Raw genomic sequence first — 24,445 nt, 5'->3', positions numbered from 1 at the left:
CCACCCCCGCCCCCCCCCCACCGGGCCCCCGCGGGGGCCGGCGCCCGCGGGGGGGGGCCCAACTAGGTCATGCGGCAGCCGGTGCCGGGATCGGCCAGCGCCTCCGCGGCGATGCCGATCACCCGGTTCTGCCCGCCGCGCGCCTCGCGCAGATAGATGTTCTGCACCGGGTTGTGGCTGGGCGAGAGGGTGAAGGCGCCGCGCGGGCTGTCGATGCGCGCGCTGCGGATGCCGCGGGCGAAGGCGGCTTCCGCCGTCGGGTCGCCGCGCGTCGCCTCGAGACCGGCGGCCAGCATCTGCGCCGCGTCATAGCCCTGCACGGCATAGACATCCGCGTCGCGGTTCGTCTTCTGCTTGAAGGCGGCGCGGAAGGCGTTGTTCTTGGGATTGTCGAGCCCGTCGCCGTAATGCAGCGCGGTGCGGATGCCCTCCGCCGCCGCGCCCTGCGGGCCGAGCACACCCTCGGTCAGGAAGCCCGAGCCGGTGAGCGGGATGCGGTCCTTCAGCCCGGCCGCGGCGTATTCGCGCACGAACTGCACCGCGCCGCCGCCGGCGAAGAAGCTGCCGACCGCATCCACGTTCAGCCCGGGGATCTGCGCGAGCAGCGGCTGGAAATTGGTCTCGGGGAAGGGCAGCTTCAGCTCGCGCACCAGCTCACCGCCGCCCGCCTTCAGGCCGTCGGCGAAGCCCTGGCCGGATTCCGAGCCGGCTGCGTAGTCCCAGGTGACCCAGCAGGCGCGCTTCACGCCCGACTTCGCCAGCGCGAGGCCCATGCCATAGGCCGGCTGCCAGTTGCTGAAGGAGGAGCGGAAGACGGTCGGCGAGCAAAGGTCGCGCGTCGCCGCGACGTTCCCGGCATTCGGGATGATCAGCGGGATGCCGCGCTCGCGGCTGGCCTGCACCAGCGCCATCACCACGCCGGAATGCACCGTGCCGATCATCACCTCGGCGCGGTCGCGACCCACCAGGCGGTTCACGTTCTGCACCGCATTCGCCGGGTTGCTCTCGTCGTCGAGCCGGATCAGCTGCGGCGTGCGGCCGCCGATGCGCCCGCCCTTCTCCGCGATGTAGAGCTCCACCGCGGAGGCGATGTTCTCGCCGAGGGCGGCGAAGGTGCCGGAGAAGGGCAGCATCAGCCCGATGCGCAGCGGCGCGCCCTGCGCAAGCGCGGGCCGCGCGAGGCCGGCTGCGGCCGCGCCGGCGGCGAGCACGCCGAACTGTCTGCGGGACAACGGCATGGAGCGAGCAGGCATGGAAAAGAACCTCCCTTCTTCTGTCCGGGCAGAACACGCCAGGACAGGCTTCCTTGCAAGACAGCATGAATGAGGCCGTGGCGACTGGCAAGATCATGCATGTGCATGCAGGATCATGCCTGTCCGGTGCGGCTCAGACTGGTCCCGATCGCGCCGCCCGCAGCCGCCGGAAGCAGGCGGCGAGCGCCGCGAAGCCGAGCTTCCGCGTGGCCTTGTCCTCGGCGATCACGCCCTTGCGGTTGAAGCCGCCCTGCGCGCGCGTCTGCCGGCGCAGGGACCGGAAATCGTAGAGCAGCCAGGCCGCGAGGCCGCGCACATAGTCGGCGCGCTCCAGCGCGGCGGCCTGGCCTTCATAGAAGGCGGCCTGGCGCTCCTCGCTGAACAGCGGCGCCGCCGCATCGCGATGCCCGGCCAGCGCGTCGGCGCCGGTCTCGCTGATGATCACCGGCCGGTCGGGGCGCGAGTTTGCAAGCAGCCGCTGCAGGCCCTGGAAGCCCTGCTCGTACCAGCCGAAATACTCGTTGAGGCCGATGACATCGAGATGCTCCGCCAGTCGGTCCTCGATGCGGAATTCCGCGCGGTTGATCAGGCAGGCGGCGGTGACGAGGCGCGACGGATCGGCCGCGCGCGCCGCGGCCGCCAGCGCCGCCATGAAGGCGAGCCGCGCATCGGTGTCCGCATTCTCGTTCCCCACGCCCCAGAGAATGATGCTGGCGCGGTTGGCGTCGCGCGCGATCAGCTCCTGCAGCTGGTTGCGCGCATCGGCGAGCGTCGCGGGGTTGTCGAAGGCGATGGCCCAGTAGACCGGGATCTCCGACCACAGCAGGATACCCGCCTCGTCGCAGAGTCGTGCCACGCGCTCGTCATGCGGGTAATGCGCGAGGCGGAGGAAGTTCGCGCCGAGCTCCTTCGCATGCGCGATGCGGCGAAGGATATCGGCCTCGTCCGAGCAGCGGCCCGTGGCGAGATCGTCCTCATGCACGCAGACGCCGCAGAGCACGAGGTCCTCGCCGTTCAGCAGGATGCGCGTGCCCTCGGCGCGGATCTCGCGGAAGCCGACGCGGTCGCGCAGCACCTCCGTGCCGTGATGCAGCGCCACGTCGAGCAGCACGGGGCTTTCGGGCGACCAGAGCGGCGGCGCAGCCTCCACCAGCAGGTCCGCGACGCCGCCGCGGAACGGCACCGGCGCATCGATGCCGAGCGCGGGGATGACGAGGCGCCCGGCGCTGTCCGCCGGTTCAGAAAGCCACGCGCGCAGGCGGATGCGCCGGTGATTGCTGCCCGGTTCCAGCCAAAGCGCGACGCGGCGCAGATGCAGCCGCGGCAGCCGCAGCAGCGAGACGCCGCGATGCAGCCCGCCATAGTTGAACCAGTCGAAATGGTGCATCGGCACACGCTCGGGCCGGCGCGCATTCTCCACCATCACCATCAGCCGGTTGCGGCCCGCGCGCAGCGCCGCGGTCGCATCCAGCGTGAAGGGCGTGGAGCCGCCGAGATGCCCGCCGAGATGCATCCCGTTCAGGAACACCTCGGCCCGCTGCGCCGCGGCGCCGAACTGCAGCAGCGCGGCCTCGTCCGGTGCCGGGGGCTCTGCGTGGAAGTCGCGAACATACCAGGCCGCGCCCTCGTAATGCAGAAGCTCGGGGCGCAGCGTGTTCCAGCAGCCGGGAACGGGCGCCGGCTCGCCCGCATCCCATTGCCAGTCCCGCGGCGTGTCCCAGGCTTCGGGCGGCGCGTCGTCATAGGCGTACCATCGCTGGCGCAGCCCTTCCTCGAAGGGGTCGAGCGTCAACCGCCAGGTGCCGTCGAGCGTCACCGCGGCGCGGCCATGCGCATTCACCAGCGTCGCGGCCGTGGCGCGGCGCGCGACGAAGGGCGTGTCATAGGCCTCGTCGTGCAGATGCGCGAAGGGGTCCTCGGTCATTGCATCGGCATCCGGTAGCCGATGCCGACCAAGCCGCGGAATCGCCAGGGCCAGCGCCCCGGCCAGAACAGATCGGCGATCATCGCGATGGCGATCCAGCGGAACCAGGTCGCGAAGCTGTTGGAGATCCCCTGCGGCTCCGCATAGCCGCGCACCCAGCCATCCTGGCGGCGCGTGCCCTGTCGCACGTCGCAGAAGCCGCCATCCTCCTCCTGCCAGTCCAGCAGGCGCGGCAGCAACGCGCCGCACCAGGCGCGGATCTCGTCCGCGCGATGCGCCGTCAGCGCCAGACCGTGCACCAGCAGGTCCACCGCATCCACGTCGATGCAGGCGCTGTCCACCGCGGGCGGCAGCGTCAGCACGTAGTCGATCGCCCGCGTGTGGAAGGGCAGGGGACGGCGCAGCGCGTACCACAGGTGGAAATTGTGCATGGAGCCGGCGAAGGCGTGCAGCAGCGCGGTGGCGTCATGCGCCTGGTTGACGCCCCAGAAGCCGGTCGCCGGCTCCTGCAGCCTGTCATGCCAGGCGAAGAGGAGATCGAGCGCCGCGGCCACGCGCGCCGGTTCCTCCGGCCGCAGCGCCAGCAGGAAGGAGCCGAGATTGACGATGTTGTTCCCCTCCTGCCAGGGGTCGCGCAGGTCGCGCAGCGCGAGCCACGCCAACAGCGCCTGCGGATCGAGGAAGCGCCGCGCGAAATCGAGGTGCGGCCGGCGTGCCGGCTCCAGCACCTCGATCGCGCCGAGGCTGTAGTTGGTGACGTGGAAGTCGATGTAGCCCCATGTCTCCGCGGCATCGGGCTTCTTGAACACCGCATCGTCCGTCATGCCGCGGATGCGGAAGCGGCCGTCCGGCAGCCGGTGCGATTCCAGCCAGCCGATCAGCGCGGCGCGCTCCTCCGCCGCGAAGCCGTCGAGCCCACCGATCAGCGCGCGGCACATCACCGCGTTGTAGGTGCCAGGCAGCAGCACGCCGGGCCAGCGCCCGGGATCATGCGCGGCGCTGATGCGCGAGACACCGCGCGGCGCGCCGGCTGCCTGCATCGCATCGAGCCAGGCCAGCGTGCGCCGCCTCGCCGCCTCGATCCGCCGGGCCAGGGTTTCCTCGCTCATCCTTTCACCGCCCCCTGGGCCATGCCCTGCATCACGCGCCGCTGCGCGAGCAGGAACAGGATCGCCGGCGGCAGCGTGGTGAGCACGGCCAGCGCCATGATGCCCTGGAAGCTGGCGCCGAGCTCCGTGTTCAGCGACAGCAGCGCGACCGGCAGGGTATAGGTCTCCGGCCCGCGCGAGATCACCAGCACGGGAAACCACTGCGCCCAGGTCAGCAGGAAGCCGATGAGAGAGACGGTGGCGGTGACCGGCATGGCCATCGGCAGCACGATCCGCAGCAGCACCTGCATCTCGCTGGCGCCGTCGATCGTCGCGGCCTCGATCACCTCTTTCGGGATGGCACGGAAGAACTGCTCGAACAGGAAGAACTGCACCGGGCCGAGCGAGAGGAACAGGATGATGCCGAGCGGCGAGCCCAGCAGGCCGATCTTGTGCATCACGATGTACACCGGGATCACCAGCAGCATGTAGGGATACATCACCGTCAGCAGGAATCCCGCGCGCAGCCAGCGGAAGCCCGGCAGCTGCGGCTTGCGCGTGATCGCATAGGCGCCGAGCGCCGCCGCCATCGTGCCGAGCGCCGTGGCGAGCGTTGTGTAGAGCAGCGAGTTCACGACGAAGCCGCCAAGCGGCGCGCCGCCGATGCTGGCGATCTCCGCCAGCACATCCAGGTTCAGCCGCTCCGGCCAGAGGCGCAGCGGGTCCGACAGCACGTCGCGCGTCTGGCGGAAGGCGCCGGAGAGCATCCAGGCATAGGGAAACAGGAACACCGCGGCGATCGGCACCGCCACCGCATAGCCGAGCAGGGAAGCGAGCCGCCGCTTCAATGCCGCCCCCGCTCGCCCAGCGCATAGGCCAGCAGCGACAGCAGGATCACCACGGCGAAGAGGATGGTCGCCATCGCCGTCGCCTCGCCATATCGGGCCTGGTCGAAATACTGGTAGGCGAGATAGCTGACGAAGGTGGTGCTCTCCGCCGGGCCGCCCTTGGTCATTACGACGACGACCGTGAAGGTCTTGAGGAACTGGATCGTCGCATAGACCAGGTTGATCACGATGGCCGGGCGCAGCTGCGGCAGGATCACGTGGCGGAAGCGCGCCCAGGCGCCGGCGCCATCCACCTTCGCCGCCTCCTCCAGCGCCGGGTCGCGGATCGCGAGGTTGGCCAGGAACACCACCATGTAGAATCCGGCATGGTGCCAGAGCTCGGCGATCAGGATCGCGGGCGTCGCGGTCGCCACGCTGGTCAGGCCGGCGAAGGGCGGCAGGCCGAGCAGGTCGAGCGCCGCATTCACCGCGCCGAAGCTGTGGTCGAACAGCCAGCGCCAGACGACATAGCCCGCGACGTCGGGTGTTACGACCGGCAGGAACAGCGCCAGCCGCAGCGCGAGATTGCCGCGCGGCAGCAGCTTCGAATCCAGCAGCAGCGCGGCGGCCAGCGCGAAAGCGAGGTTCGCCGCCACGGCCATCGCGGTGTAGGCCAGCGTGCGCCACAGGCTGGCGCGGAACAGCTCGTCCGCCAGCACGCTCGCGTAGTTGGCGAGGCCCACCCATTGCGGGTCGGGCCGGAGCGCCGTGGCCGAGGCGGTGAAGGAGACCTGCACCGAGAGCAGGATCGGCCACAGCCCGAACAGCACCGTCAGCGCCGCGAAGGGCAGGACGAGCAGGTAGAAGACCCCCTCGCCCCGAACCTTTGCCGCTGCGCGGCTACGCGGCCGATTCACGCCCTCGGGCATGCGCCCTCCGGCGATCGGACGTGGCTGCGCGGCCGATTCACGCCTTCGGGCATGCGCCCTCCGGCGATCGGACGCGGCTGCGCGGCCGATTCACGCCTTCGGGCATGCGCCCTCCGGCGATCGGACGCGGCTACGCGGCCGATTCACGCCTTCGGGCATGCGCCCTCCGGCGATCGGACGCGGGGCCTCAACCGCGCGACAGCCGCTGCGCCTGGTCGCGCATGTCGCGCGCGAGCCCACGGATGAACACCTCCATGTCGGCAGGCGGGCTGCCGATGGCGGCCAGCAGGCGGCGATGGAACTGCGCCTCCAGCTCCGGATACCAGGCATGCGTCGCCTCGGGGAAATCGTAGGCGACGAGCTTGTGGTTGGCGCGCGCGAACCATTGCTGCCGTTCCGACAGCGCGGAGACGTCGAGGTCCTTGCGCACCGCGGAGCCCATGATCTCCAGGCTCGCCTGCTGCGGCGCCTTCTCCAGCATGAAGCGCGCGAAGGCGACCGAGAGGTCGCGGTTCGGCGCATTCTCCGGGATGCCGACGCCGCGCATGCCGCCGATCACCACGGCCGGATCGCGGTCGGCGAAGAATTTCGGCCACGGGTGGGAGACGAAGTCGCCGCCCAGCGTGTTCGCCATGTCCCAGCGCCGCACATTCCAGTCGCCTACGCGGAACATGCCGGCGCGGCCGCCCTCGATCACCTGGTACATCTCGGTGAAGGAGTGGTTGATCGTGTCCGGCGCGACGAAGCGATAGGTGGAGTAGGTGCGCAGGAACTCCGCCAGCACCGTCGCATGGGCCGGCTGGTCGATGGTGATGTTGCCCTGCGGATCCACCAGCGTGTGCGACAGGCCGGCGCCGAAGGTGAACAGGTCCAGCATGTGGATCAGGTCGCGCGGGCGCGCCGCCTGCAGCGCGAAGCCGAAGGTGTCGGTGCGGCCGTTGCCGTCCGGATCGCTCTCGCGGAACTTCTGGGCCACGCGCTTCGCGTCGTCCCAGGTCACCGGCACCGGCTCGTTCACCTTGGCCAGCCAAGACCGGCGCGAGCCCATCGCCATCTGCACGCGCTGCATCGGGATGATGATCATCCGGTCGCGATAGGTGCCGACGCGCAGGTCCTCGGCCGAGAGGAAGGCGCGGTCCTGCACGCCCTCCAGCACCGGGCGCATGTCCATCACCTTGCCGGTCTGGCTCTGGATGCGGATCACGCGCTCGTAGTTGTTGAAGATCAGGTCGGGCGCCGAGTTCGTGTTGATCGCGCCGATCACGCGGCCGAACCACTGGTCGGTCGGGAAGGACTGGCTGCGGATCGTCACGCCCGGCCGCTGCTGCGCGAAGGCCTCGCCCATGCGGGCGAACCAGTTGATGCCGTTGTCGCCGAGGTCGTGCCACACCGTGAGGGTCGCGGCCTGCGCCCGCGCCACGGCCGGCAGGCCGAGCGCTGCGACAGCGGCGGCACCGAGGGTGCGTCGCGTGAGGCGGGCCGCACCCGCTTGGCTGCTGGTCATCGCATCCTCCCTGCGGGTCGCTGCGCCCGCCTTTCGCACCCTTCGCGCGCGGCTCTTGCGCGGAATGGGTAATCGTTTACCCTGCAAGCATAACGCTGCGGGAGGCAGAATGTCCAGAACGAAACAGCAGGAAGCCGGCACGGCCACGCTGCGCCAGGTCGCCGCCGCCGCAGGCGTCTCCACCGCCACCGCCTCGCGCGTGTTGAACGGCGTGCCGGGCAAGGCGAATGCCGAGACCGTGCGCCGCGTGCAGGAGGCGGCCGCGCGGCTCGCCTATCGTCCGCTTGCCGCGGCGCGCGAGCTTCGGCGCGGCGTGGCCGATCTCGTCGCGCTGCTCGCGCCCAACCTCGCGAACCCCACCATGGCCGCGCTCGCCGCCGCCATCGAGACGGCGCTGCGGACCGAAGGGATCGGCGTGGTGCTGTGCGACACCCATGACAGGGCCGTGCTGCAGGACGAGGCGCTCGCGGCCACGCGCGCGCTGCGGCCGCGCGCGACGGTGCTGCTCGGCGCGGTGCCGAGTCCCGGCCTCGTGGCGCGGTCGCTCGGCGCGGAGCGCCTTCTGTTCGTCGCGCGCCGCTGCCCGGGCCGGCCGGATGCGCCCTTCGTCGGCATCGACGACCGCGCCGCCGGAGGCGCCGTGGCGGAGGCGCTGCGTGCCGCGGGGTGCCGTCGCCTGGCCGCGATCCACGGCCCGCTCTTCTCCTCCGCCACGGCGGAGCGGGTGGTCGGCTTCCGCGCGGCCGCCGGCCGTCGCCTGGCCGGCGCGGATGTGCTCGGCGGCCAGGGCATCGACCATTTCCGGATCGGCGCGGAGGCCGCCGCCGCGCTGCTGCGCCGCGGGGCGCTGCCGGATGGGCTGATGTGCACCTCCGACCTCATCGCGCTGGCCGCGCGCCGCGTCTTCCGGGAGGCGGGCGCGACATCCATGCCGTTGATCTGGGGCTTCGACGGCGGCCCGCTGAACCGCTGGGTGGCGCCGTGGCTGTCCTCCGTCGCGCTGCCCTTTGCGGAGATCGGCGCGGCGGTCTGCGCCTGGGTGATGCAGGAGGCCGAGGATGTCTGCGGCGCGATCCTGCCCTTCCGCATGGAGCCCGCGCCGGCGCTCGGCGCGTCAGGCGGCTGAGCCGCGCGAGGCCGTATCCCGCAGGAAGCGCAGCGTCGCCTGCCAGGTGTCAGGCCTTGTCCAGCCCCAGCGCAGCGCTGGTGCGCTCATCGCCACCATCGGCGCGATATGGCCGGCGCCGGGCTCGCGGTGCAGCCGCGCCGTGCTGCCGGCCTCGCGCAGCGCCTGCGCCAGCCTCTCGCTGTGGAAGGGGCCGACCACCGTGTCCGCGCTGCCATGGATCAGCAGATGCGGCGGCGCGCCGCGCAGCGCAGCGGCCTCCGGCGCCGCCTCGATCCTGCCGCCCGGCGCGGGCGCGAAGATGCTGCGGATCGGCTCGTCCGTCGGCTGCCAGGCGATCGGCGCGGCGACCAGCACCGCGCCCGCCAACGCCGAGCGGCCGCCGGGCAAACCGGCGGCGCCGAGCCAGCGCGGATCGAGCGAAAGCGCCGCGGCGATGAAGCCGCCGGCGGAATGCCCCATCACGAAGAGCGGACCGCGCGGCGCCTGCGGCGCGCAGCGCAGCCAGGCCAGGGCCGCGGCGCCGTCCTCGATGAAGTCGGGCCAGCGCGCAGTGGGCCACAGGCCGTAGTCGGGCAGCGCCACGGCGATGCCTTCGGCGGCGAAGGCGCGGGCGAGGAAGACGTAGTCGGCGCGCGAACCGGTTTGCCAGCCGCCCCCATGGAAGAAGACCAGCAGCGGTGTCGCCGCATCCGCGCCCTTGGGCAGCGTCAGGTCCAGCAGGCGGCGCGGCCCCTCGCCGTAGCGCAGGCCGCGCAGCTCCACCGCGCCGCCGCGCGGCGTCATCAGCGCGGCGAGGCGCATCGGCGCGCCGCTGTCCAACAGGCGCGGCAGCAGCCGGCGCAGCATCAGCCGTTCAATGCTTCCCGCGCCTGGGTCAGCGCCTCGTGCTGCTTGGCGGTCACCTTCGGATAATGCAGGCCGAGCCCTTCCAGCGCGCGTGCGATCGCGGCGACGACGACCAGGCGGGTGAACCACTTGCGGTCCGCCGGCACCACGTACCAGGGCGCATGCGGCGCGGCCGTGGCGCGGATCGCCGCCTGGTAGGCCTTCATGTACTCGTCCCAGTGATCGCGCTCCGCGACGTCCGCGGCGCTGAACTTCCAGTTCTTCTCCGGTTCCTCGATTCGCGCGAGGAAGCGCTTGCGCTGTTCCTCCGGGCTGACATGCAGGAAGAACTTCAGCACCACCACGCCCTGCCGCGCCAGGTAGCGCTCATAGGCGGCGATGTCCTCCAGCCTTTCGTCGAAGATGCGCTTCGTGACCAGCCGCGGCGGCAGCTTCTGGTTCTCCAGGATCGTCGGATGCACGCGCACCACCAGCGTCTCCTCGTACCAGGAGCGGTTGTGGATGCCGATCTGGCCGCGCTGCGGCAGCCATTGCTGGTGCCGCCAGAGGAAATCGTGGTCGAGCTCGAGCGAGCTCGGCGCCTTGAAGCTGGCGACGTGGCAGCCCTGCGGGTTGACGCCGGTGAACACGTGCTTGATCGCGCTGTCCTTCCCCGCGGCGTCCATCGCCTGGAAGATGCAGAGCAGGGACCAGCGGTCCTGCGCGTAGAGCATGTCCTGGTGCTCGGCCAGGTACTGCACGCCCCGCTGCAGCAGATCCGGCGCGCCGTCCTTGTCGAGGTCGAGCCCGCCATCGTCGTCCGGGCGGTAGTCGCGCAGCCGGAAGCCCTTGCCGGTCTCCACGCGGTAGCGCGAGAGCAGCTTCTCCACCTTCTTGTCCATGCGCTCCCCCTATCGGCCTCGCTCCGGGCGCAGCATCCAGGCGATGGAGGCAAGCTGCAAGGCCAGCGTCAGCGCCAGCGACCAGCCATATCCCGGCGAGGCCCAGCCGCCCGCATCGGTGCGCGGCCAGAGGTCCAGGATCCAGCCGATGGCATTTTGCAGCCCAAAGACCAGCACCAGCATCGCGACATTGATCGCGGTGGCGACGCGCCCGGCTAGCTCGGCGCCGAAGCGCTGGCCGACGGCCGCATAGCCCGCCGGCCCGCCGGCGCCGCAGAAGGCGAAGGCGAACCACAGCACGGCGAGAACGGCCGGGTGATGCGACGGCAGCGCGATCAGCAGCGCCTGCACCATCGCCATGACCACGATCGCGATCACCGGCATCGTCATCGCCGACCAGCCGCGCCGCTGCAACGCGGAGGCGGCCTGGCCAAGCCCCGCGCTGCCCAGCATCAGGCCGACCGCATAGACCAGCAGCAGCGTCGCGCGGCCCTGCTCGTCCAGCAACGCCACGTCGCGCAGCCAGGGACCGGCCCAGAGGCCCTGATAGGTGAAGTTCATCGCCGAGAGCAGCGCGATCGCCGGCGCCAGGCGCAGGAAGGCCGGGTGGGCGAAGATGCGCCCGAATTCGCGAGCCTCCGTCGCCAGGCTGCGGCGCGGCGCCGCCGCCCCGGGGCCGCGATCCGGCACCGAGAGGAAGATCCAGGCGGAGACCGCCACCGCCATCGCCGCCAGCAGCAGGAACACGCCCCGCCAGCCGAGCAGGGGCACCAGCAGCTGCGCCGGCAGCGTCGCCGCCACGCTGCCCATCGCGCCGACGAAGACGCCGAGGCCGGTGAGACCCGCCACGCGCTCCTTCGGATACCATTGCGTGTTGACCTTCAGCATGGCGATCAGCCCGGCCGAGATGCCGAGGCCCGTCACCACGCGCCCGATCGCGAGCGTCATCGGCCCGCCCGCCAGTGCGCAGAGAAGAAAGCCCGAGGCCGCCACCAGCGCCAGCACGGTCTGCACGCGCCGCGCGCCCCAGAGGTCGATCGCCAGCCCCACCGGCAGCTGCGCCACGGCATAGGCCGCGAAGAACATCGCGGCCAGCAGGCCGAGTTGGCTGGCCGAGAGCGCGAATTCCACCGCCAGCAGCGGGCCGATCGTGGCGATCAGCGTGCGCGAGGCCTGGTTGACGAAGTTGAGCCCCGCCAGCGGCAGGGTGAGGCGGAAGAAGCTCGGCGGCGTCACGGCAGCCGCAGCCGCACGCTCACCGGGCAATGGTCGGACAGGCGCTGGCGGAAGCTGCGGTCGCGCTCGGCATAGGCCATCACCGCCATGCTGTTCGGCACGACGGCGTCGCGCGCCGGACCGCCGAGCAGGATGTGGTCGATGAAGGCACGCCCGCCGCGCGCATCCGCCCAGCATGGCGTGGAGAAGCCCTCGGTCGGGCGCAGCAGCGGCGCGGGTTCGGTCACGATCCGGATGAAGTCGTCGTTGCGGCCGATCACCCGGTTGAAGTCGCCGAGGATGGCGAAGGCGACGCCCTCCCGCTGCCGCGCCTCCGCCCAGCGCGCCAGGATGCGCGCCTGCCGCGCCAGGCCCTCGCAATCGCGCGAGGCATTGCCCTGCAGCGGCTCGTCGCGGCAGCCGGCGTCGAGATGCACCGAGAGAAGGCGCAGCCGCCAGCCTTCGCCTTCCACCGTGATGTCGGCGCCGCGCCGCAGGCTGCGCCGCGCACCCGCGCGGATATCGAGCTCGGCGAGGTCCGGGTTGCGCGTGAAGCGCAGCGTGCGCCGCACGGCGAAGCCGGGGCGCTGCGTGTCGGATTCGCTGGTCAGGTGGATGGCGTAGGTCGCCGGATCGAAGACGCGCTCGGCGGCGGCCGTGCCGTCGATCTCCTGCAGCGCCACGATGTCGGCGTTGAGCCGCTCAGCGTAACCGCGCAGCAGCCGGAAATCCTCGGTCGAGCGCGGCCGGATCTCGCGCGGCAGGTCCGGATGGCCTTCGGGCTTCAGCGTAAGCCAGGCGATGTTCCAGGTGGCGAGCTTGATCTCCTGCACAGCCCAGGCGGGCGAGGCGACGAGCAGGAGACACAGCAGGAGCAGGAGGCGGCGCATGGGCGAAGCCTATAGCAGGGCGGGCAGGGCGGCGTCGCCTGCCGTGCCGGCCGGGGCCGTTTCGAGCACGCGCGCGCCGCAGGCCAGCAGGAGGTTTGCGATGGCGTCGAAGTCGCGAGCGTTGCGCGTGCTGTCGAACCAGGGATCGGCGGGGTCGCTGCCGCGCGGCACCCAGATCACCGTCTCGTAGCGCGCGCGGGTGAGAAGCACGCGATAGGTGTTGAGGACATAGGTTGCTTCGGTCGTGCTGCGGACCCGCTGCCAGTTGCGGCCGGCGAATCGCCATGCCTCCCATCTGTGGCCGGCGCATCGGAAATCGAGATCCCAGGCCAGCCCCACCGCGTCGAGTTCGAGGCCCTGGCAGGCATATTCCGTTGCGGCCACTTCAAGCGCATCCGACGCCCTGATGTCCGGCCAGCGCTCAAGGAACCAAGCGACAGGGTCCTCAGTCCCAATTAGTTGAGCGTCGAAGCCCTCTGCCCGGAGCCTCCGCGCTCCAGAAGAGCGCACGAAGCCTGCGCGGCGAAGGCCTGGCGTCCGTTCCCGCAGCGCCGCCCGGGCCGCGGACAGGGATCGCGTCACAAGGAAGGGCATGCCGGCGCCCATTGCGTGGGCGAGGCTCGCAGCCTCATCACGCGCGCCTCGCAGCATTGCATCCACCCAAAGCGTCGCCCGATCCGCACGCACGCTACGCACCGAGACGGTGAGGTCGAGATCGTCATCGAGGGTAAGCCAGCCTGGATGCTCGTCGGCCAAGCGCTGCGCGCGCTCGTCCGCGGCCAGGGCACGGCCCGCAGCGACCGCGCGCCAGCCCGCGGCATTGCCGATCACCTCGCCCCATTCGCGTAGTCCGGCCTCGCCGGTGTTGATCTCCTGCCCATTGCCGATCAGCGCCACGATCCCGGCGAAGCCCCGGTGCCGCCCCATGATCTCCAGCGTGTGCGCCGGCTCGCTCATGCTGAGAGTGCTAACGCGACGCTGGGTGTCGCGAACGGCTTGATCCGCGTCCCAGGCGCGCTGCGCCTCGTCGAAGACAATGACGCGCTCGGGCGGCGCGTCCGTACGGCGCGCGTTGTCCGCGAGGAATCGATGGACGTTCTGCAACGCCTGTGTTGTCTCGTGGCGCGCCTGGCGCAGTTTGGCAGCGAGGCTGCGACGCAGCGGATCAGCACTTGGGCCGAGTGCGAGGTCGATGCCGGCGCGGTTGCAGGCCAGAGCCTCCCGCAGTACCGCGACGAGAGGCGCGTTGCCCGTCAGGAAGGCTGTTCCGTCGCGACGCGATTCCCCGAAGACGACATTCAGCCCGCACAGCGTCTTGCCGGCGCCTGGGATGCCAGTGACGAAGACGACAACGCGCTCGTCGGCTTCGCGAGCGCGCCGCAGCGCGCGCTCGATCGCCTGCGTGGTGACGGTGAGGTTGACGGTGTCCGCGCGGGCGGCCGCGATTTCCGCGACGCTGTTGCGGGCGAAGAGCGTCGCCGCCGCCTCGATGATGCTCGGCACCGGCTGGTAGGGTGCCGAGCACCATGCGGCGCCATCGAGCGGCTGGTCCGGGGCGGGCAGTGCATGCTGCAGCTCGGACAGGAGCCTGGGCAGCGTGGCGGCATTCGCTTCCGCTACCTGCCGCACGCCCGGCACAGGCAGAGGCGCCTGAAAGGGCACCGGCGCGGGGCAGCGCGTGGCGACAACAACAGGCAGGATAGCATGCTGGCGGCTCAGCGCGTGGAAATCGAATAGGTCCTGGGCATAGTCGTCGGCCTGCACGCGGAAGGCCGGCGTGACCTGCAGCGCGCCTACCTTGAACTCCAGCACGACGATGGCGCGGTCGGTGAGGAGGACAGCGTCGATGCGCTTCTCAAGCCGCAGCAGGTCGTATTCGAGGGCGATGTGCCAATCCTCCCCCGAAGCCGCCCGGATCGCCGCCTGTAGGATCGCGACCAGCTCGCGCCAGGCGTTGAGCTGCGTCGGTTCGCCAGACAGCCTGCGCGACATCTGGGTCGCAGCAAGATCTGCGGCCACCTCCTCCGGTCTGCGGCGCAGCAATTCCGCGCCGCTGCAGGCGAACCAGGCCCTCACGTCACGTCGAAAGACACGCCGCGTTCAGCATGCCCACGCCGATGGCCACGCTCGCCTTCAGGATCGCGCCCGCCGTCTCGCCGCGTTCCATCGCGCCGCGCCATTCGCCGCCCAGCAGCTTCGCCACCGCGAAGAACACGCCGATCTGCACCGCCAGCGCCACCAGGCTCCACACCGCCGCATCCACCAGGTTGATCGAATGCGAGAAGGCGGAAGCGATGGGCAGGCAGAAGCCGATCAGCGCGCCGCCCAGCGTGATAGCGGCCGCGGTGTTGCCGGCGCGGATCATCGCCAGCTCGCTGTGCGGCGTGACCTGCACGTAGAGAAACATCGCGCCGGCCAGCAGCACGACGCCGGTGACGAAATAGGCCAGGAAGCCCGGCAGCGTGGCGAGGCTGGTCATGACGCAGACATCCTCTTCATGGGCGGCCGGCGCGCAGCGCAGGCCGAGGCCGCGAATGCGGCCCGCGCACAAACCGACCTTGCAACGGGCGCAGCAGGGCGCTGCGCGAAGCCAAGGCGGCCGGATGGCCGCCGCCGGCGTCTGAGGGCCTGAATGCGGCGCATTCAGGCGCCCTCAAAAAAGTGCGGCACGAAGCGGCTCGTATCGCGCGTGATCGGCGTCGAATCCTCGCGGATGCCGAGGCCGCAGGCGGTGCCGCCGACGATCCAGCTGCCGAGCACCGGATAGCGGCCGCCGAAGACCGGCAGCTCGGCATAGGCCTGCCAGACGCGCGGCTGCCCGGCATAGGGGCCGTCCGTCTCGATCCCCGGCGCGCCGATATTCGCGCCCTCCCGCCCCCAGAGCGGCTTCGACAGTTCCGGCCCGCCCGTCCGCCCCGGCTCCAGGAAGGCGGGCAGCAGGTTCGGATGGTCCGGGAACAGGTGCCAGAGCAGCGAGAGAAACGCCTTGGAGGACGGCACCAGCCGCCAGGCCGGCTCGATCCAGCGCGTCGCGGCGCGCGGGATGTTGCGCCCGAAGGTCTCGCGCAGCAGCCAGTCCCAGGGGTAGAGCTTGAAGATGGCGCGGATCTCCCGCTCCTGCAGGTCGAGGAAGCGCGCGCCGTCCCAGCCGATCTCGTCCATGTGCAGGAAGGGCGCCTCGATGCCCGCCTGGATCGCGGTGTCGCGCAGGTAGTCCACGGTGCCGCGATCCTCGTCGCTGTCGCGCACGCAGGCGAAATGCACCACCGGCGGCAGGCGCAGCGCCGGCCAGGTCGCGATCAGCGTCTCGTGGATGGAATTGAACTGGTCCGCCGGCTGCGCGCCCGGCCGGTCCAGCGCCTGGCGCGTCTCCAGCCATTCCCATTGCACGACGCCGGCTTCGAACAGCGCGGTCGGCGTGTCGGCGTTGTATTCCAGCAGCTTCGGTGCGCCGGTGCCGTCCCAGCGCAGATCCATCCGGCCATAGAGCGAGGGCTCGTCCCTCTCCCAGCTGCGCTTCACGATCGGCCAGGCGCCTTCGGGGATGCCGAGCGGGCCGTTGAGGTCGTGGCGCACCGCATGCGTCACGGCTTCCAGGCAGCGCTGGTGCAGCTCCTGCGTCGCCGCTTCCAGCACGTCCACCTCCTCGGCGGTGAAGGCGTAGCAGGCGGTCTCGTCCCAATAGGGCTCGCCGGCGATCTCGGCGAAGGCGAAGCCGAGCTTCGCGGCATGCGCGCGCTGGTCGGGGCGGGGGGCGAGCGCGATGCGGCGCATGGCTCAGGAGCTGGACCGCCCGACCGAGCCGAACCCGCCGCGGCTCACGCTGCTGCGCGTGACGGTGGAGCCGGTGGAGCGCGTGCGGCCATACATGACCGGCCCGAAATAGCCGCGCGAGGAACTTGCGCTGGTGCTGCGGGCGCAGATCTGCTCGGCATCCGGGCGCTGCGCCGCCTTGGCTTCCTGGCAGGCGCGCGCCTTCGCCTGGTCGTCGCCGCAGGCGGCCAGCATGGTGGCGACGCCACCCCCCAGCAGCACAAGTCGGAGCGCCTTGGTTCGCTTCACGGTTGCGAGCGTGGCAGCGCCGCCCGCCGGTGTCGAGGGGATCAGCGCCGCGCCGGCCAGGTGGCCAGCAGCAGGCTGCCGAGCAGCAGCACGAAGCCCGCGCCATGCACGGCCGTGAAGGGCTCGCCCAGCACGCCGACGGCGACGGCCGCCGCGGTCGCGGGCAGGAAGGCGGTGAAGACGCCGGCGAGGCTCGCCGAGGCGCGCTTCATGCCGGCGTACCACAGCAGCAGGCAGATCACGCTCGAGGTCAGGCTGTGGAACACCAGCAGCGCGGAGACGGTGGGGTCGGCGAGGGCCGAGACGGCGCCGACCACGGGCAGCGCCAAGGGCAACAGCAGCACGAGGGAAAAAAGCTGCATCCAGAAGGTGGCGGTCACCACCGGCACCTGGCCGGCGATGCGGCGCGCCAGCAGCACATACATCGCCTCCCCGCAGACGCCCGCGAAGACCAGCAGGTTGCCGAGCGCGCTGCCATGCCCCTCCGCCGCCACGCGCGCCAGAACCAGCGCGCCCATGCCGAAGGCGGCGAGGATCACGGCCGCCCATTGCCGCGCCGGCAGCCTCTCGCGCAGCCAGGCCGCCCCGCCCACCGCCACCACCGCCGGCAGCGTCGCCAGGATCAGCCCCGCCTCCAGCGCCGTGGTCAGCCGCAGCCCCGCGAGCAGCGCCAGGTTGTAGAGCAGCGTGCCGAACAGCGCCTGCAGCCCGAGATTCCACAAGACGCGTGGCGAGGTGCGCAGGCTGCCATCCATCGCGCGCGCCAGCGGCCACAGCACCACCACCGCCAGCAGGCAGCGCAACGCGAGGATCAGCGCGACCGGCAGGCTCTCGGCCAGCAGCTTCGCGACCGCGACATTGGCGCCGACCAGCGCCATGGAGAGCGCGAGCTGGGAATAGGCGAGGAACACGGCGCCACCTTAGCCCTGCCCCGGGCGCCGGGGGAGGGCTGGCGGGCGCGGCGCTCAGCCCTCCTCGCCATCCCTCCGGAAGGGCGAGAGCGTCGCCAGCGCCTCCATCTCCCGCAGCATCGCCGGCCGTTCCTGGTCCAGGAACTGCGCGACGGCGCGGCGCAGCCCGCCATGCTCGATCCAATGCGCGGAATAGGTCGGCACCGGCAGGTAGCCGCGCTGGATCTTGTGCTCGCCCTGCGCGCCGGCCTCCACGCGCGGCAGCTTGTGCTCGATCGCGAAGTCGATGGCGCGGTAGTAGCAGAGCTCGAAATGCAGGAAGGGCGCATCCACCACGGCACCCCAGTTGCGGCCATACAGCGCCTGGTCGCCCAGCAGGTTTAGCGCACCGGCGACGGGCTCGCCATCCTGCTCGGCCACCATCAGCACAACCCGGTCGCCCAGCGCCTCGCCCAGCAGCGGCCAGAAGCGCGCGTTCAGATAGGCGCTGCGGCCCCATTTCTTGTCGGTGGTCGCCTTGTAGAAGCGGTGGAACGCCGCCCAGTGCTTCGGCGTGATCTCATGCCCGCGCAGCGTCTTCAGCACGAAGCCGGAGGCCTCCGCATCACGCCGCTCGCGCCTGATCGCCTTGCGCTTGCGGGAAGAGAGCGCGCCCAGAAAATCGTCGAAGCTGGCATAGCCGGCATTGGTCCAGTGGAACTGCGTGCCGATGCGCTGCAGCCAGCCCGCCTCGCCCAGCGCGGTCCACTCCGCCTCGGTGCAGAAGGTGACATGGACCGAGGAGAGATCGAGCTGCCGGCAGGCCTGCGCCAGCCCCTGCGCCATCGCGCCGAAGCCCAGGCCGGATGACGGATGCAGCAGCAGCCGCGGGCCGGGCACCGGGCTGAAGGGTGCCGCGACCTGCAGCTTCGGATAGTAGCGCCCGCCAGCGCGCTCGAAGGCGTCGGCCCAGCCATGGTCGAAGACGTATTCGCCATAGGAATGCGCCTTCGCATACATCGGCGCGCAGGCCAGCAGGCGGCCCCCGGCGTCGCGGAGTGCGGCATGCTGCGGCAGCCAGCCGCTGCGCCCGCCGGTGCTGCCGCTTTCCTCGAGCGCCTGCAGGAAGGCATGGCTGACAAAGGGATTGCCGCCGCCCGCGCAGGCATCCCAGTCCGGCGCCGCGATCTCCGCGATCGCCCGGTGCAGCGTCAGGCTCAGTTCGGGCGTGCCATCCGGCATGGAGCGTCAGGTTGGGGCGCGCGCGGCCGGCGCAATGTCACGCCAGCTCGAACATGCCCTCGACCTCCACCGCCGCGTCGCCCGGCAGGGAAGGGCACCCCACCGCGGCGCGGGCATGCTTGCCCTTCTCGCCGAACACGGCGACGGCCAGGTCGGAGGCCCCGTTGATCACCTGCGGCTGCTGCGTGAAGTCCGGCGTGCAGGCGACGAAGCCGCCGAGGCGCACCACGCGCTTCACCCGGTCAAGATCGCCGCCCGCGGCGGCCTTCACCTGCGCCAGCAGGTTGACGAAGCAGATCCGCGCCGCGCGCTGCCCGTCCTCGATCGAGACGCCGGCGCCGAGCTTGCCGGTGACCGCGATCTTCCCCTCCACGAAGGGGATCTGGCCGGAGACGATCACCAGGTTTCCGACGATGTTGTAGCCGATGTAATTTGCCACCGGCGCCGCCGGCTGCGGCAGGGTGATGCCGAGTTCGGCGAGTCGCTTCTCGGTGCTGCCGGCCATGTCGGGTCCTCCTCGGGCTGCCGGGCGCAGGGTGCCGCGCCGGGCGCGGCGGCGCTACCCGGGGGGCGCGAAGATGCTCTCGTCCTGCAGGATGATCTCCGCCGTCGCCGTGTAGTGCGCGACGAGCTGCGCCACCGCGGCATCGGCGTCGTGCCGCAGCACGGCATCGAGGATCGCGCGGTGCTCGGCATCCACGTCGCGGCGCGGATAGGCGCGGCGCGCGGCGAGCGTGCGGTACCGCTGGTGACGGTCGGTCAGCTGCTGGCAGAAGCCGACCAGCCAGCGCGATCCGCAGTTGGACACCAGCAGGTCGTGGAAGGCGCGGTGCCGCGCTTCCCACAGGATCTCCGCCGCCATGTCGTCGGCGCCGAGCCCGCGTGGCGTGCGGGAGAGCCGATGGCCGGCGACCAGCAGCGCCTCCTCCCACTCCGGCGTCGCGGCGGCCATGGATTCGCGCAAGCCACGCTCTTCCAGCCAGCAGCGGGTGCGGGTCAGCTCACGCAATTCCTCGGCACTGATGCCGGGCACCGCGAAGCCGCGCTGGTCCTCGGCCGAGACCAGGCCATCCGCGGCCAGGCGGTTCAGCGCCTCGCGCAGCGGCGTCTGGCCGACGCCGTAATCCTCCATCAGCGCCTTGATCTGCAGCCGCCGTCCCGGCCGCAAGCGGCCGCCGAGGATGTCGGCGCGGATGCGCTCTGCGACGCTGCTGGCATAGGTCGGGGCGGGGGCGCGCGCCGTGCTCATCACGACCTGCATACATTGGCGTGGATGGGCGCACAAATGTATATTTACGCCTTTACGCGAGGAAAAATATCGAGCATAGCCTGGGGAGACATCCAAGGCCGGGGGGTCCGGATGCCAGCGTTCCCTGTCATCGCTCTGCGCAGCGTGGACCTGCTCGTCCCCGATCTCGCCGCGGCGGAGCGCTTCTACACCGCGACCTGGGGCCTGGCCGTCGCGGCGCGCGAGGGCGCGCGCATCTGGCTGCACGCCACCGGCGCCGACTGCCATGTGCTGTGCCTCGCCGAGGCGCCGCAGGCGGCGATCCACTCCGTCACCTTCCGTGCCGCCGATGCGGCGGCGCTGGATGCCGTGCTGGGCATGGCGCAGCGCGCGGGCGCCACGGTGCTGGCGCAGCCCGCGCCGCTCGCCGAGCCCGGCGGCGGCCTTGCTGCGACGCTGCGCGATCCTTCGGGATTCGTGCTGCGGCTGGTCGCCGGCGATGCGCCGCGCACGCCCGATCCGCCCGCGCGCGACCGCGCGGATCGCCTCGCGCATGTGAACCTGAACTGCACCGACGTGGACGCCACGGCGCGCTTCTTCGAGGCCGGGCTTGGCTTCCGGCTCGCCGACCGGTCGAAGCTCATGGCCTTCGAGCGCTGCAACAGGGACCACCACGCGGTGGTGCTGGCGGAGGCGCCGCTGGACGGGCTCAACCACGTCGCCTTCAACATGCCCGGCTGGGAATGCGTGATGCGCGCCGCCGGCCGGATGATCGACGCCGGCTTCCCGATCGCCTGGGGTCCCGGCCGCCACGGGCCGGGCGACAACGTCTTCGCCTATTTCGTGGACCCCTTCGGCATCGTCGTCGAATACACCGCCGAGGTGGAGCAGGTGAGCGACGACCACGTCGCGCGCGGCCCGGATTTCTGGGTCTGGCCGCCCGGCCGCACCGACCAGTGGGGTATCGCGCCGCCCAAGCCGGAGGCGACGAAGAAGGCGCAGCTCGCCATCCGCTTCGCGGCATGACCGCGCATCACGAGGTCGCCGTGATCGGCTTCGGGCCCTGCGGCGCGGTCGCCGCGGGGCTGCTGGGGCAGGCCGGCTTCGCGACCCTGGCGATCGACAAGGCGGTCGAGGTGTACGACAAGCCGCGCGCCATCGCGCTGGACCACGAGATCCTGCGCCTGTTCGACGCGATGGGCGTGGCGGAGGCCGTGTTGCCCTTCACCGTGCCCTTCCCGGCATCCGAGCATTTTGGCGCGCGGGGCCAGCTGATCCGCCGCATCGACATGGTGCCGGAGCCGTTCCCGATGGCCTTCGTGCCGACCATGGCGTTCAGCCAGCCCCCGGTCGAGGCCGTGCTGCGCGACCACGCCGCGCGGCAGCCAGGCGTGACGGTGGAACTCGGCACGGAACTCGTCGCCATCGCGCCGCGCGCCGGGCATGTGGCGCTGCGCCTGCGCGACGCGGCGGGGCGCGAACGGGACGCGACGGCCGGCACGGTGATCGCCTGCGACGGCGCCTCCAGCTTCGTCCGCCGCAGCCTCGGCATCGGCTTCGACGACCTCGACTTCGACGAGCCCTGGCTGGTGGTGGACCTGCGGGTCGCGCCCTCGGGCCTCGCGAAGCTGCCGGCGAACGCGGCGCAGTTCTGCGATCCCGCACGACCCGTCACCTACATCGTCGGCCCGGGCAACCACCGCCGGTTCGAGATCATGCTGAACCCGGGCGAGGACCCGCAGGACGCGCAGCGGCCGGAGAACGTGCTGCGACTGCTCGCCCGATGGCTCGCGCCCGGCGATGCCGAGGTCTGGCGTGCGGCAAGCTACCGCTTCCACGCCCTGGTCGCGGCGGAATGGCGGCGCGGCCGCGTCTTCCTCGCCGGCGACGCCGCGCACCAGCAGCCGCCCTTCATCGGCCAGGGGATGTGCCAGGGCCTGCGCGACGTCGCGAACCTGGCGTGGAAGCTCGCCGCCGTGCGCGACGGCGCGCCGGATGCGCTGCTCGACAGCTATGGCGCGGAGCGCGGGCGGCATGTCCGCACGCTGACCTCGCGCATCAAGGCGATCGGCCGACAGGTCTGCGAGCGCGATCCCGCAGCTGCCGCCGCGCGCGACGCGGCGCTGATCGCGCAGGGCGGCGGCAGGCCGCCGGTGGTGACGCGGCAGGAGATCGTGCCGCCTCTGGAAACCGGCTTTTTCGCCGATGCGCCGCATCCCGCGAAGGGCACGCTCTTCCCGCAGCCCTGGGTGCGTGCGGGCGATGGCCTTTGCCGTGCCGACCGCGTCACCGGAACCGGCTGGCGGGTCTTCCTCGCCGCCGATTTCCCGCAAGCGCCGGACGCCTGGCGCTTCGGCGCCGCGCCGGCGCCCCGCACCCTGGTCGAGCGCGACGGCGTCGCCGCCGCCTGGTTCGCGCGGCATGGCGCGGGCGCCGCCCTCGTCCGGCCAGACAACTACGTGTTCGGCGTCGCGGCCGATGCCGCCGGGCTCGCCGCGCTGCGCGCCGAATGCGCCGAGCGTCTGCGTCGCGTGAAGGAACCGGCATGACGCGCGCCAGCCTCCGTCTTGCCGGCGGCGCCAACCGGGACGAGGCCTGACACCCACCACAGGGGAGGAACGAAAGATGACGACGACCACACGCCGCATGCTGCTTGGCGCCGCCATGGCGCTGCCGCTGCCGGCACTCGGCCAGACCACGCCGGACTGGCCGCGCCGGCCGATCCGCATCATCGTCGCCCAGCCGCCGGGCGGGAACCTCGACCTGCTGGTGCGCGCCATCGCCGAGGGGCTGCGCCCCGAGCTCGGCCAGACGGTCGTGGTCGAGAACCGCGCGGGGGGCAACGGCGTGATCGGCCTCGAGGCCTGCGCCCAGGCGGCGCCCGACGGCACCACCTTCTGCGCCGTCAACATCGAGAACATGGCCAGCGTGCCGCATGTCGAGCCCGAGCTCTTCGCGCGCTACGCCTCGCTCCGCCCGGTCTCGCAGATGGCCTCCGCGCGCAGCGTGATCGTCTCCTCGATGGACACGCCCGATGGCGACCTGCGCACCTTCATCGCCTGGGCGCGCGGGCGGCCGGGGCTGAACTACGGCTCCTCCGGCAGCGGCTCGGCGCAGCAGCTGCTGTTCGAATGGCTGAAGGCGCGCGAGGGCCTGGAGATCGAGCACGTGCCCTTCCGCGGCATCGGCGACGCCTTCCGCGAGTTGCTCGGCGGCCGCATCCAGCTGACCTACGGGGCGCTGGCCCTCGCGCTGCCGCAGATCCGCGCCGGGCGCATCCGGCCGCTGGCGGTGCTCGGCACGCAGCGCATCCCGGAGCTGCCGAACACGCCCTCGCTTGGCGAGCTTGGCCTTCCCTACCCCTATGCCGGTCCGTGGTGGGGCATGGCGGCGCCGGGCGGGACGCCGGACGCGATCGTCGGCGCCATGTCGGCGGCGGTGCGAAAGGTCGTCACCAACGAGGAGTTCGCCGCGCGCATGCTGGCGCCGCACCACTTCGTCGGCATCGGCAGCACGCCTGCCGAATTCGCCGCGGTGATCCAACGCGAACGCGCCGCGAGCCTGGAACTCGTCCGCCTCGCGGGGCTCATGCCACGCTGAGGCGGGACGCCGGGGTTACCCGACGAGCTTGAACTGCCTCCGCCGAGCCCGGGGCGACGGCGCCTCGGGCAGGTCGAGCGGCAGCAGCGGCGCCTGCTCCGCGGCGCGGCCCACGGCGTCGGGCGCGCAATCCGCCTCCTCCGGGTCCGGCAGGTCGCGGCGCCCGAGATACTCCCGCGCCAGCTTGCGGAAGGCCCAGTCCAGCACGCTGGTCGCGCGGCGGATCGCCGGGTCGCCCTCCACCGCGCCAGCCGGGCCGAAGCGGGTATAGGCATGCGCATCCACGAAGGCCGCGAGCGGGACGCCGGCAGCCAGCGCGATGGAGACGGACTGCGTCATCGCATCCATCAGGCTGCGATAGGCCGCACCCTCCTTCGTCAGCGCGATGGCGATCTCGGTCGGTTGGCCGTTCGCGTCCTCGCTGGTGCGCAACACCACGCGATGCCCGCCGACCGTGACCTTCCAGACCGCGCCGGAGGGGCGCAGCGGCAGGGCGGGGCCGCGCGCAGGCGCCGGCGCGGCGGGGCGGGCGGGGGCGGCTTCCGCGGCCGGCAGGGGCGGGGCGGCGTGCAGATAGGGGGCCACCGCCTGCGCCATGGCGAGCCAGGCGGCGTGGGGAACCGGCGCGAGCAGCCGCTCGGCGGCGGGCCCGGCGCGCAGCGCGGCGCGGGTGGGCAACTCCGACACCCAGCCGTCGCGGTCCAGCGTCAGCCGGCTCGGCCCCTGCGCGGGTGCGACCCCGCCGGATTCCGCGCCGAGCAGCCGCTCCACCGCATCCGGCGCGGCCAGCGCGACCAGGGCGCGATGTCGGAGCCCGGCACAGCCGGCAGCGGAATCCAGCGCCGCCCGCGCGGCCTCCGCCAGGCCCGGCACCGGCGTCGCGCCGGGCGGCGCCGGGGCCCCCCCCGCCCCCCGGCCCCGCCCCCCCCCGCCGGCC

At 71.9% G+C, this 24,445-nt stretch carries 23 protein-coding genes; 4 read left to right on the top strand and 19 right to left on the bottom strand.

Features of this window, described 5'->3' with window-relative positions:
- Positions 1-62: 62 nt before the first annotated feature.
- The 6 genes from AC1MIR_RS17445 to AC1MIR_RS17420 form a co-directional block, all read right to left on the bottom strand.
- Positions 63-1,253: an ABC transporter substrate-binding protein gene (locus AC1MIR_RS17445; RefSeq protein WP_480029451.1), complete on the bottom strand. Its 1,191-nt coding sequence runs from the start codon at positions 1,251-1,253 to the stop codon at positions 63-65.
- A 133-nt stretch (positions 1,254-1,386) separates the two neighbouring features.
- Positions 1,387-3,177 carry a glycoside hydrolase family 2 protein gene (locus AC1MIR_RS17440; RefSeq protein ID WP_480029450.1) on the bottom strand — a complete coding sequence of 597 codons (1,791 nt, stop codon included), beginning with the start codon at positions 3,175-3,177 and terminating at the stop codon, positions 1,387-1,389.
- Positions 3,174-4,286 (bottom strand): hypothetical protein, encoded by a 1,113-nt coding sequence (locus AC1MIR_RS17435; protein WP_480029449.1) that lies wholly within the window; start codon positions 4,284-4,286, stop codon positions 3,174-3,176. Before AC1MIR_RS17435 ends, AC1MIR_RS17440 begins: the two co-directional genes overlap by 4 nt.
- Positions 4,283-5,113, bottom strand: coding sequence for a carbohydrate ABC transporter permease (locus tag AC1MIR_RS17430; RefSeq protein WP_480029448.1), 831 nt, complete (start codon positions 5,111-5,113; stop codon positions 4,283-4,285). Before AC1MIR_RS17430 ends, AC1MIR_RS17435 begins: the two co-directional genes overlap by 4 nt.
- Positions 5,110-6,009: a carbohydrate ABC transporter permease gene (locus tag AC1MIR_RS17425; protein ID WP_480029447.1), complete on the bottom strand. Its 900-nt coding sequence runs from the start codon at positions 6,007-6,009 to the stop codon at positions 5,110-5,112. Before AC1MIR_RS17425 ends, AC1MIR_RS17430 begins: the two co-directional genes overlap by 4 nt.
- A gap of 199 nt (positions 6,010-6,208) precedes the next feature.
- On the bottom strand, positions 6,209-7,525 hold the full coding sequence (locus tag AC1MIR_RS17420) for an ABC transporter substrate-binding protein (RefSeq protein WP_480029446.1): 1,317 nt from the start codon (positions 7,523-7,525) through the stop codon (positions 6,209-6,211).
- Between the two features lie 109 nt (positions 7,526-7,634).
- On the opposite strand from AC1MIR_RS17420, the gene AC1MIR_RS17415 reads away from it, so the two are divergent.
- Entirely contained in the window at positions 7,635-8,651 is a 1,017-nt protein-coding gene (locus tag AC1MIR_RS17415) for a LacI family DNA-binding transcriptional regulator (protein ID WP_480029445.1), read from the top strand.
- Here AC1MIR_RS17415 and AC1MIR_RS17410 read toward each other — a convergent pair.
- The 12 genes from AC1MIR_RS17410 to AC1MIR_RS17355 form a co-directional block, all read right to left on the bottom strand.
- Positions 8,640-9,500, bottom strand: a complete 861-nt coding sequence (locus AC1MIR_RS17410; protein ID WP_480029444.1) for an alpha/beta hydrolase — start codon at positions 9,498-9,500, stop codon at positions 8,640-8,642. The two genes, AC1MIR_RS17415 and AC1MIR_RS17410, sit on opposite strands and share 12 nt — an antisense overlap.
- Positions 9,500-10,381: a PPK2 family polyphosphate kinase gene (locus AC1MIR_RS17405; RefSeq protein ID WP_480029443.1), complete on the bottom strand. Its 882-nt coding sequence runs from the start codon at positions 10,379-10,381 to the stop codon at positions 9,500-9,502. The genes AC1MIR_RS17410 and AC1MIR_RS17405 overlap by 1 nt, the downstream gene beginning before the upstream one ends.
- Before the next feature lie 9 nt (positions 10,382-10,390).
- Positions 10,391-11,617, bottom strand: coding sequence for an MFS transporter (locus tag AC1MIR_RS17400; protein WP_480029442.1), 1,227 nt, complete (start codon positions 11,615-11,617; stop codon positions 10,391-10,393).
- Positions 11,614-12,486: an endonuclease/exonuclease/phosphatase family protein gene (locus AC1MIR_RS17395; protein WP_480029441.1), complete on the bottom strand. Its 873-nt coding sequence runs from the start codon at positions 12,484-12,486 to the stop codon at positions 11,614-11,616. Before AC1MIR_RS17395 ends, AC1MIR_RS17400 begins: the two co-directional genes overlap by 4 nt.
- 9 nt (positions 12,487-12,495) lie before the next feature.
- Positions 12,496-14,562, bottom strand: a complete 2,067-nt coding sequence (locus tag AC1MIR_RS17390) for a DNA/RNA helicase domain-containing protein (RefSeq protein WP_480029440.1) — start codon at positions 14,560-14,562, stop codon at positions 12,496-12,498.
- A 1-nt stretch (position 14,563) separates the two neighbouring features.
- Entirely contained in the window at positions 14,564-14,965 is a 402-nt protein-coding gene (locus AC1MIR_RS17385; protein WP_480029439.1) for a DUF350 domain-containing protein, read from the bottom strand.
- A 164-nt stretch (positions 14,966-15,129) separates the two neighbouring features.
- Positions 15,130-16,260 (bottom strand): glutathionylspermidine synthase family protein, encoded by a 1,131-nt coding sequence (locus tag AC1MIR_RS17380; RefSeq protein WP_480029438.1) that lies wholly within the window; start codon positions 16,258-16,260, stop codon positions 15,130-15,132.
- A 3-nt stretch (positions 16,261-16,263) separates the two neighbouring features.
- The gene (locus AC1MIR_RS17375) at positions 16,264-16,548 is read right to left on the bottom strand and encodes a hypothetical protein (RefSeq protein WP_480029437.1); all 285 of its coding nucleotides are present in this window, start codon (positions 16,546-16,548) and stop codon (positions 16,264-16,266) included.
- 41 nt (positions 16,549-16,589) lie between these two features.
- Positions 16,590-17,459, bottom strand: a complete 870-nt coding sequence (locus AC1MIR_RS17370) for a DMT family transporter (protein ID WP_480029436.1) — start codon at positions 17,457-17,459, stop codon at positions 16,590-16,592.
- Positions 17,460-17,513: 54 nt separating this feature from the next.
- Positions 17,514-18,680: a GNAT family N-acetyltransferase gene (locus AC1MIR_RS17365; RefSeq protein WP_480029435.1), complete on the bottom strand. Its 1,167-nt coding sequence runs from the start codon at positions 18,678-18,680 to the stop codon at positions 17,514-17,516.
- Between the two features lie 37 nt (positions 18,681-18,717).
- The gene (locus AC1MIR_RS17360; protein ID WP_480029434.1) at positions 18,718-19,185 is read right to left on the bottom strand and encodes a RidA family protein; all 468 of its coding nucleotides are present in this window, start codon (positions 19,183-19,185) and stop codon (positions 18,718-18,720) included.
- 54 nt (positions 19,186-19,239) lie between these two features.
- On the bottom strand, positions 19,240-19,929 hold the full coding sequence (locus AC1MIR_RS17355; protein ID WP_480029433.1) for a GntR family transcriptional regulator: 690 nt from the start codon (positions 19,927-19,929) through the stop codon (positions 19,240-19,242).
- A gap of 111 nt (positions 19,930-20,040) precedes the next feature.
- On the opposite strand from AC1MIR_RS17355, the gene AC1MIR_RS17350 reads away from it, so the two are divergent.
- The 3 genes from AC1MIR_RS17350 to AC1MIR_RS17340 all read left to right on the top strand — a co-directional run bounded on the left by AC1MIR_RS17350 (position 20,041) and on the right by AC1MIR_RS17340 (position 23,508).
- The gene (locus AC1MIR_RS17350) at positions 20,041-20,934 is read left to right on the top strand and encodes a VOC family protein (RefSeq protein ID WP_480029432.1); all 894 of its coding nucleotides are present in this window, start codon (positions 20,041-20,043) and stop codon (positions 20,932-20,934) included.
- Positions 20,931-22,457, top strand: coding sequence for a bifunctional 3-(3-hydroxy-phenyl)propionate/3-hydroxycinnamic acid hydroxylase (locus tag AC1MIR_RS17345; RefSeq protein ID WP_480029431.1), 1,527 nt, complete (start codon positions 20,931-20,933; stop codon positions 22,455-22,457). The genes AC1MIR_RS17350 and AC1MIR_RS17345 overlap by 4 nt, the downstream gene beginning before the upstream one ends.
- 76 nt (positions 22,458-22,533) lie before the next feature.
- The gene (locus AC1MIR_RS17340; RefSeq protein ID WP_480029430.1) at positions 22,534-23,508 is read left to right on the top strand and encodes a Bug family tripartite tricarboxylate transporter substrate binding protein; all 975 of its coding nucleotides are present in this window, start codon (positions 22,534-22,536) and stop codon (positions 23,506-23,508) included.
- 15 nt (positions 23,509-23,523) lie between these two features.
- Here AC1MIR_RS17340 and AC1MIR_RS17335 read toward each other — a convergent pair.
- Positions 23,524-24,445 (bottom strand): TSCPD domain-containing protein (locus AC1MIR_RS17335; RefSeq protein WP_480029429.1); only part of this gene is annotated, 922 nt, incomplete at its 5' end.

The organism is Falsiroseomonas sp. RANM36, assembly GCF_056682175.1.
Note: the sequence above shows the minus strand (reverse complement) of the source record. Positions and strands in the feature narration are given on the sequence as shown.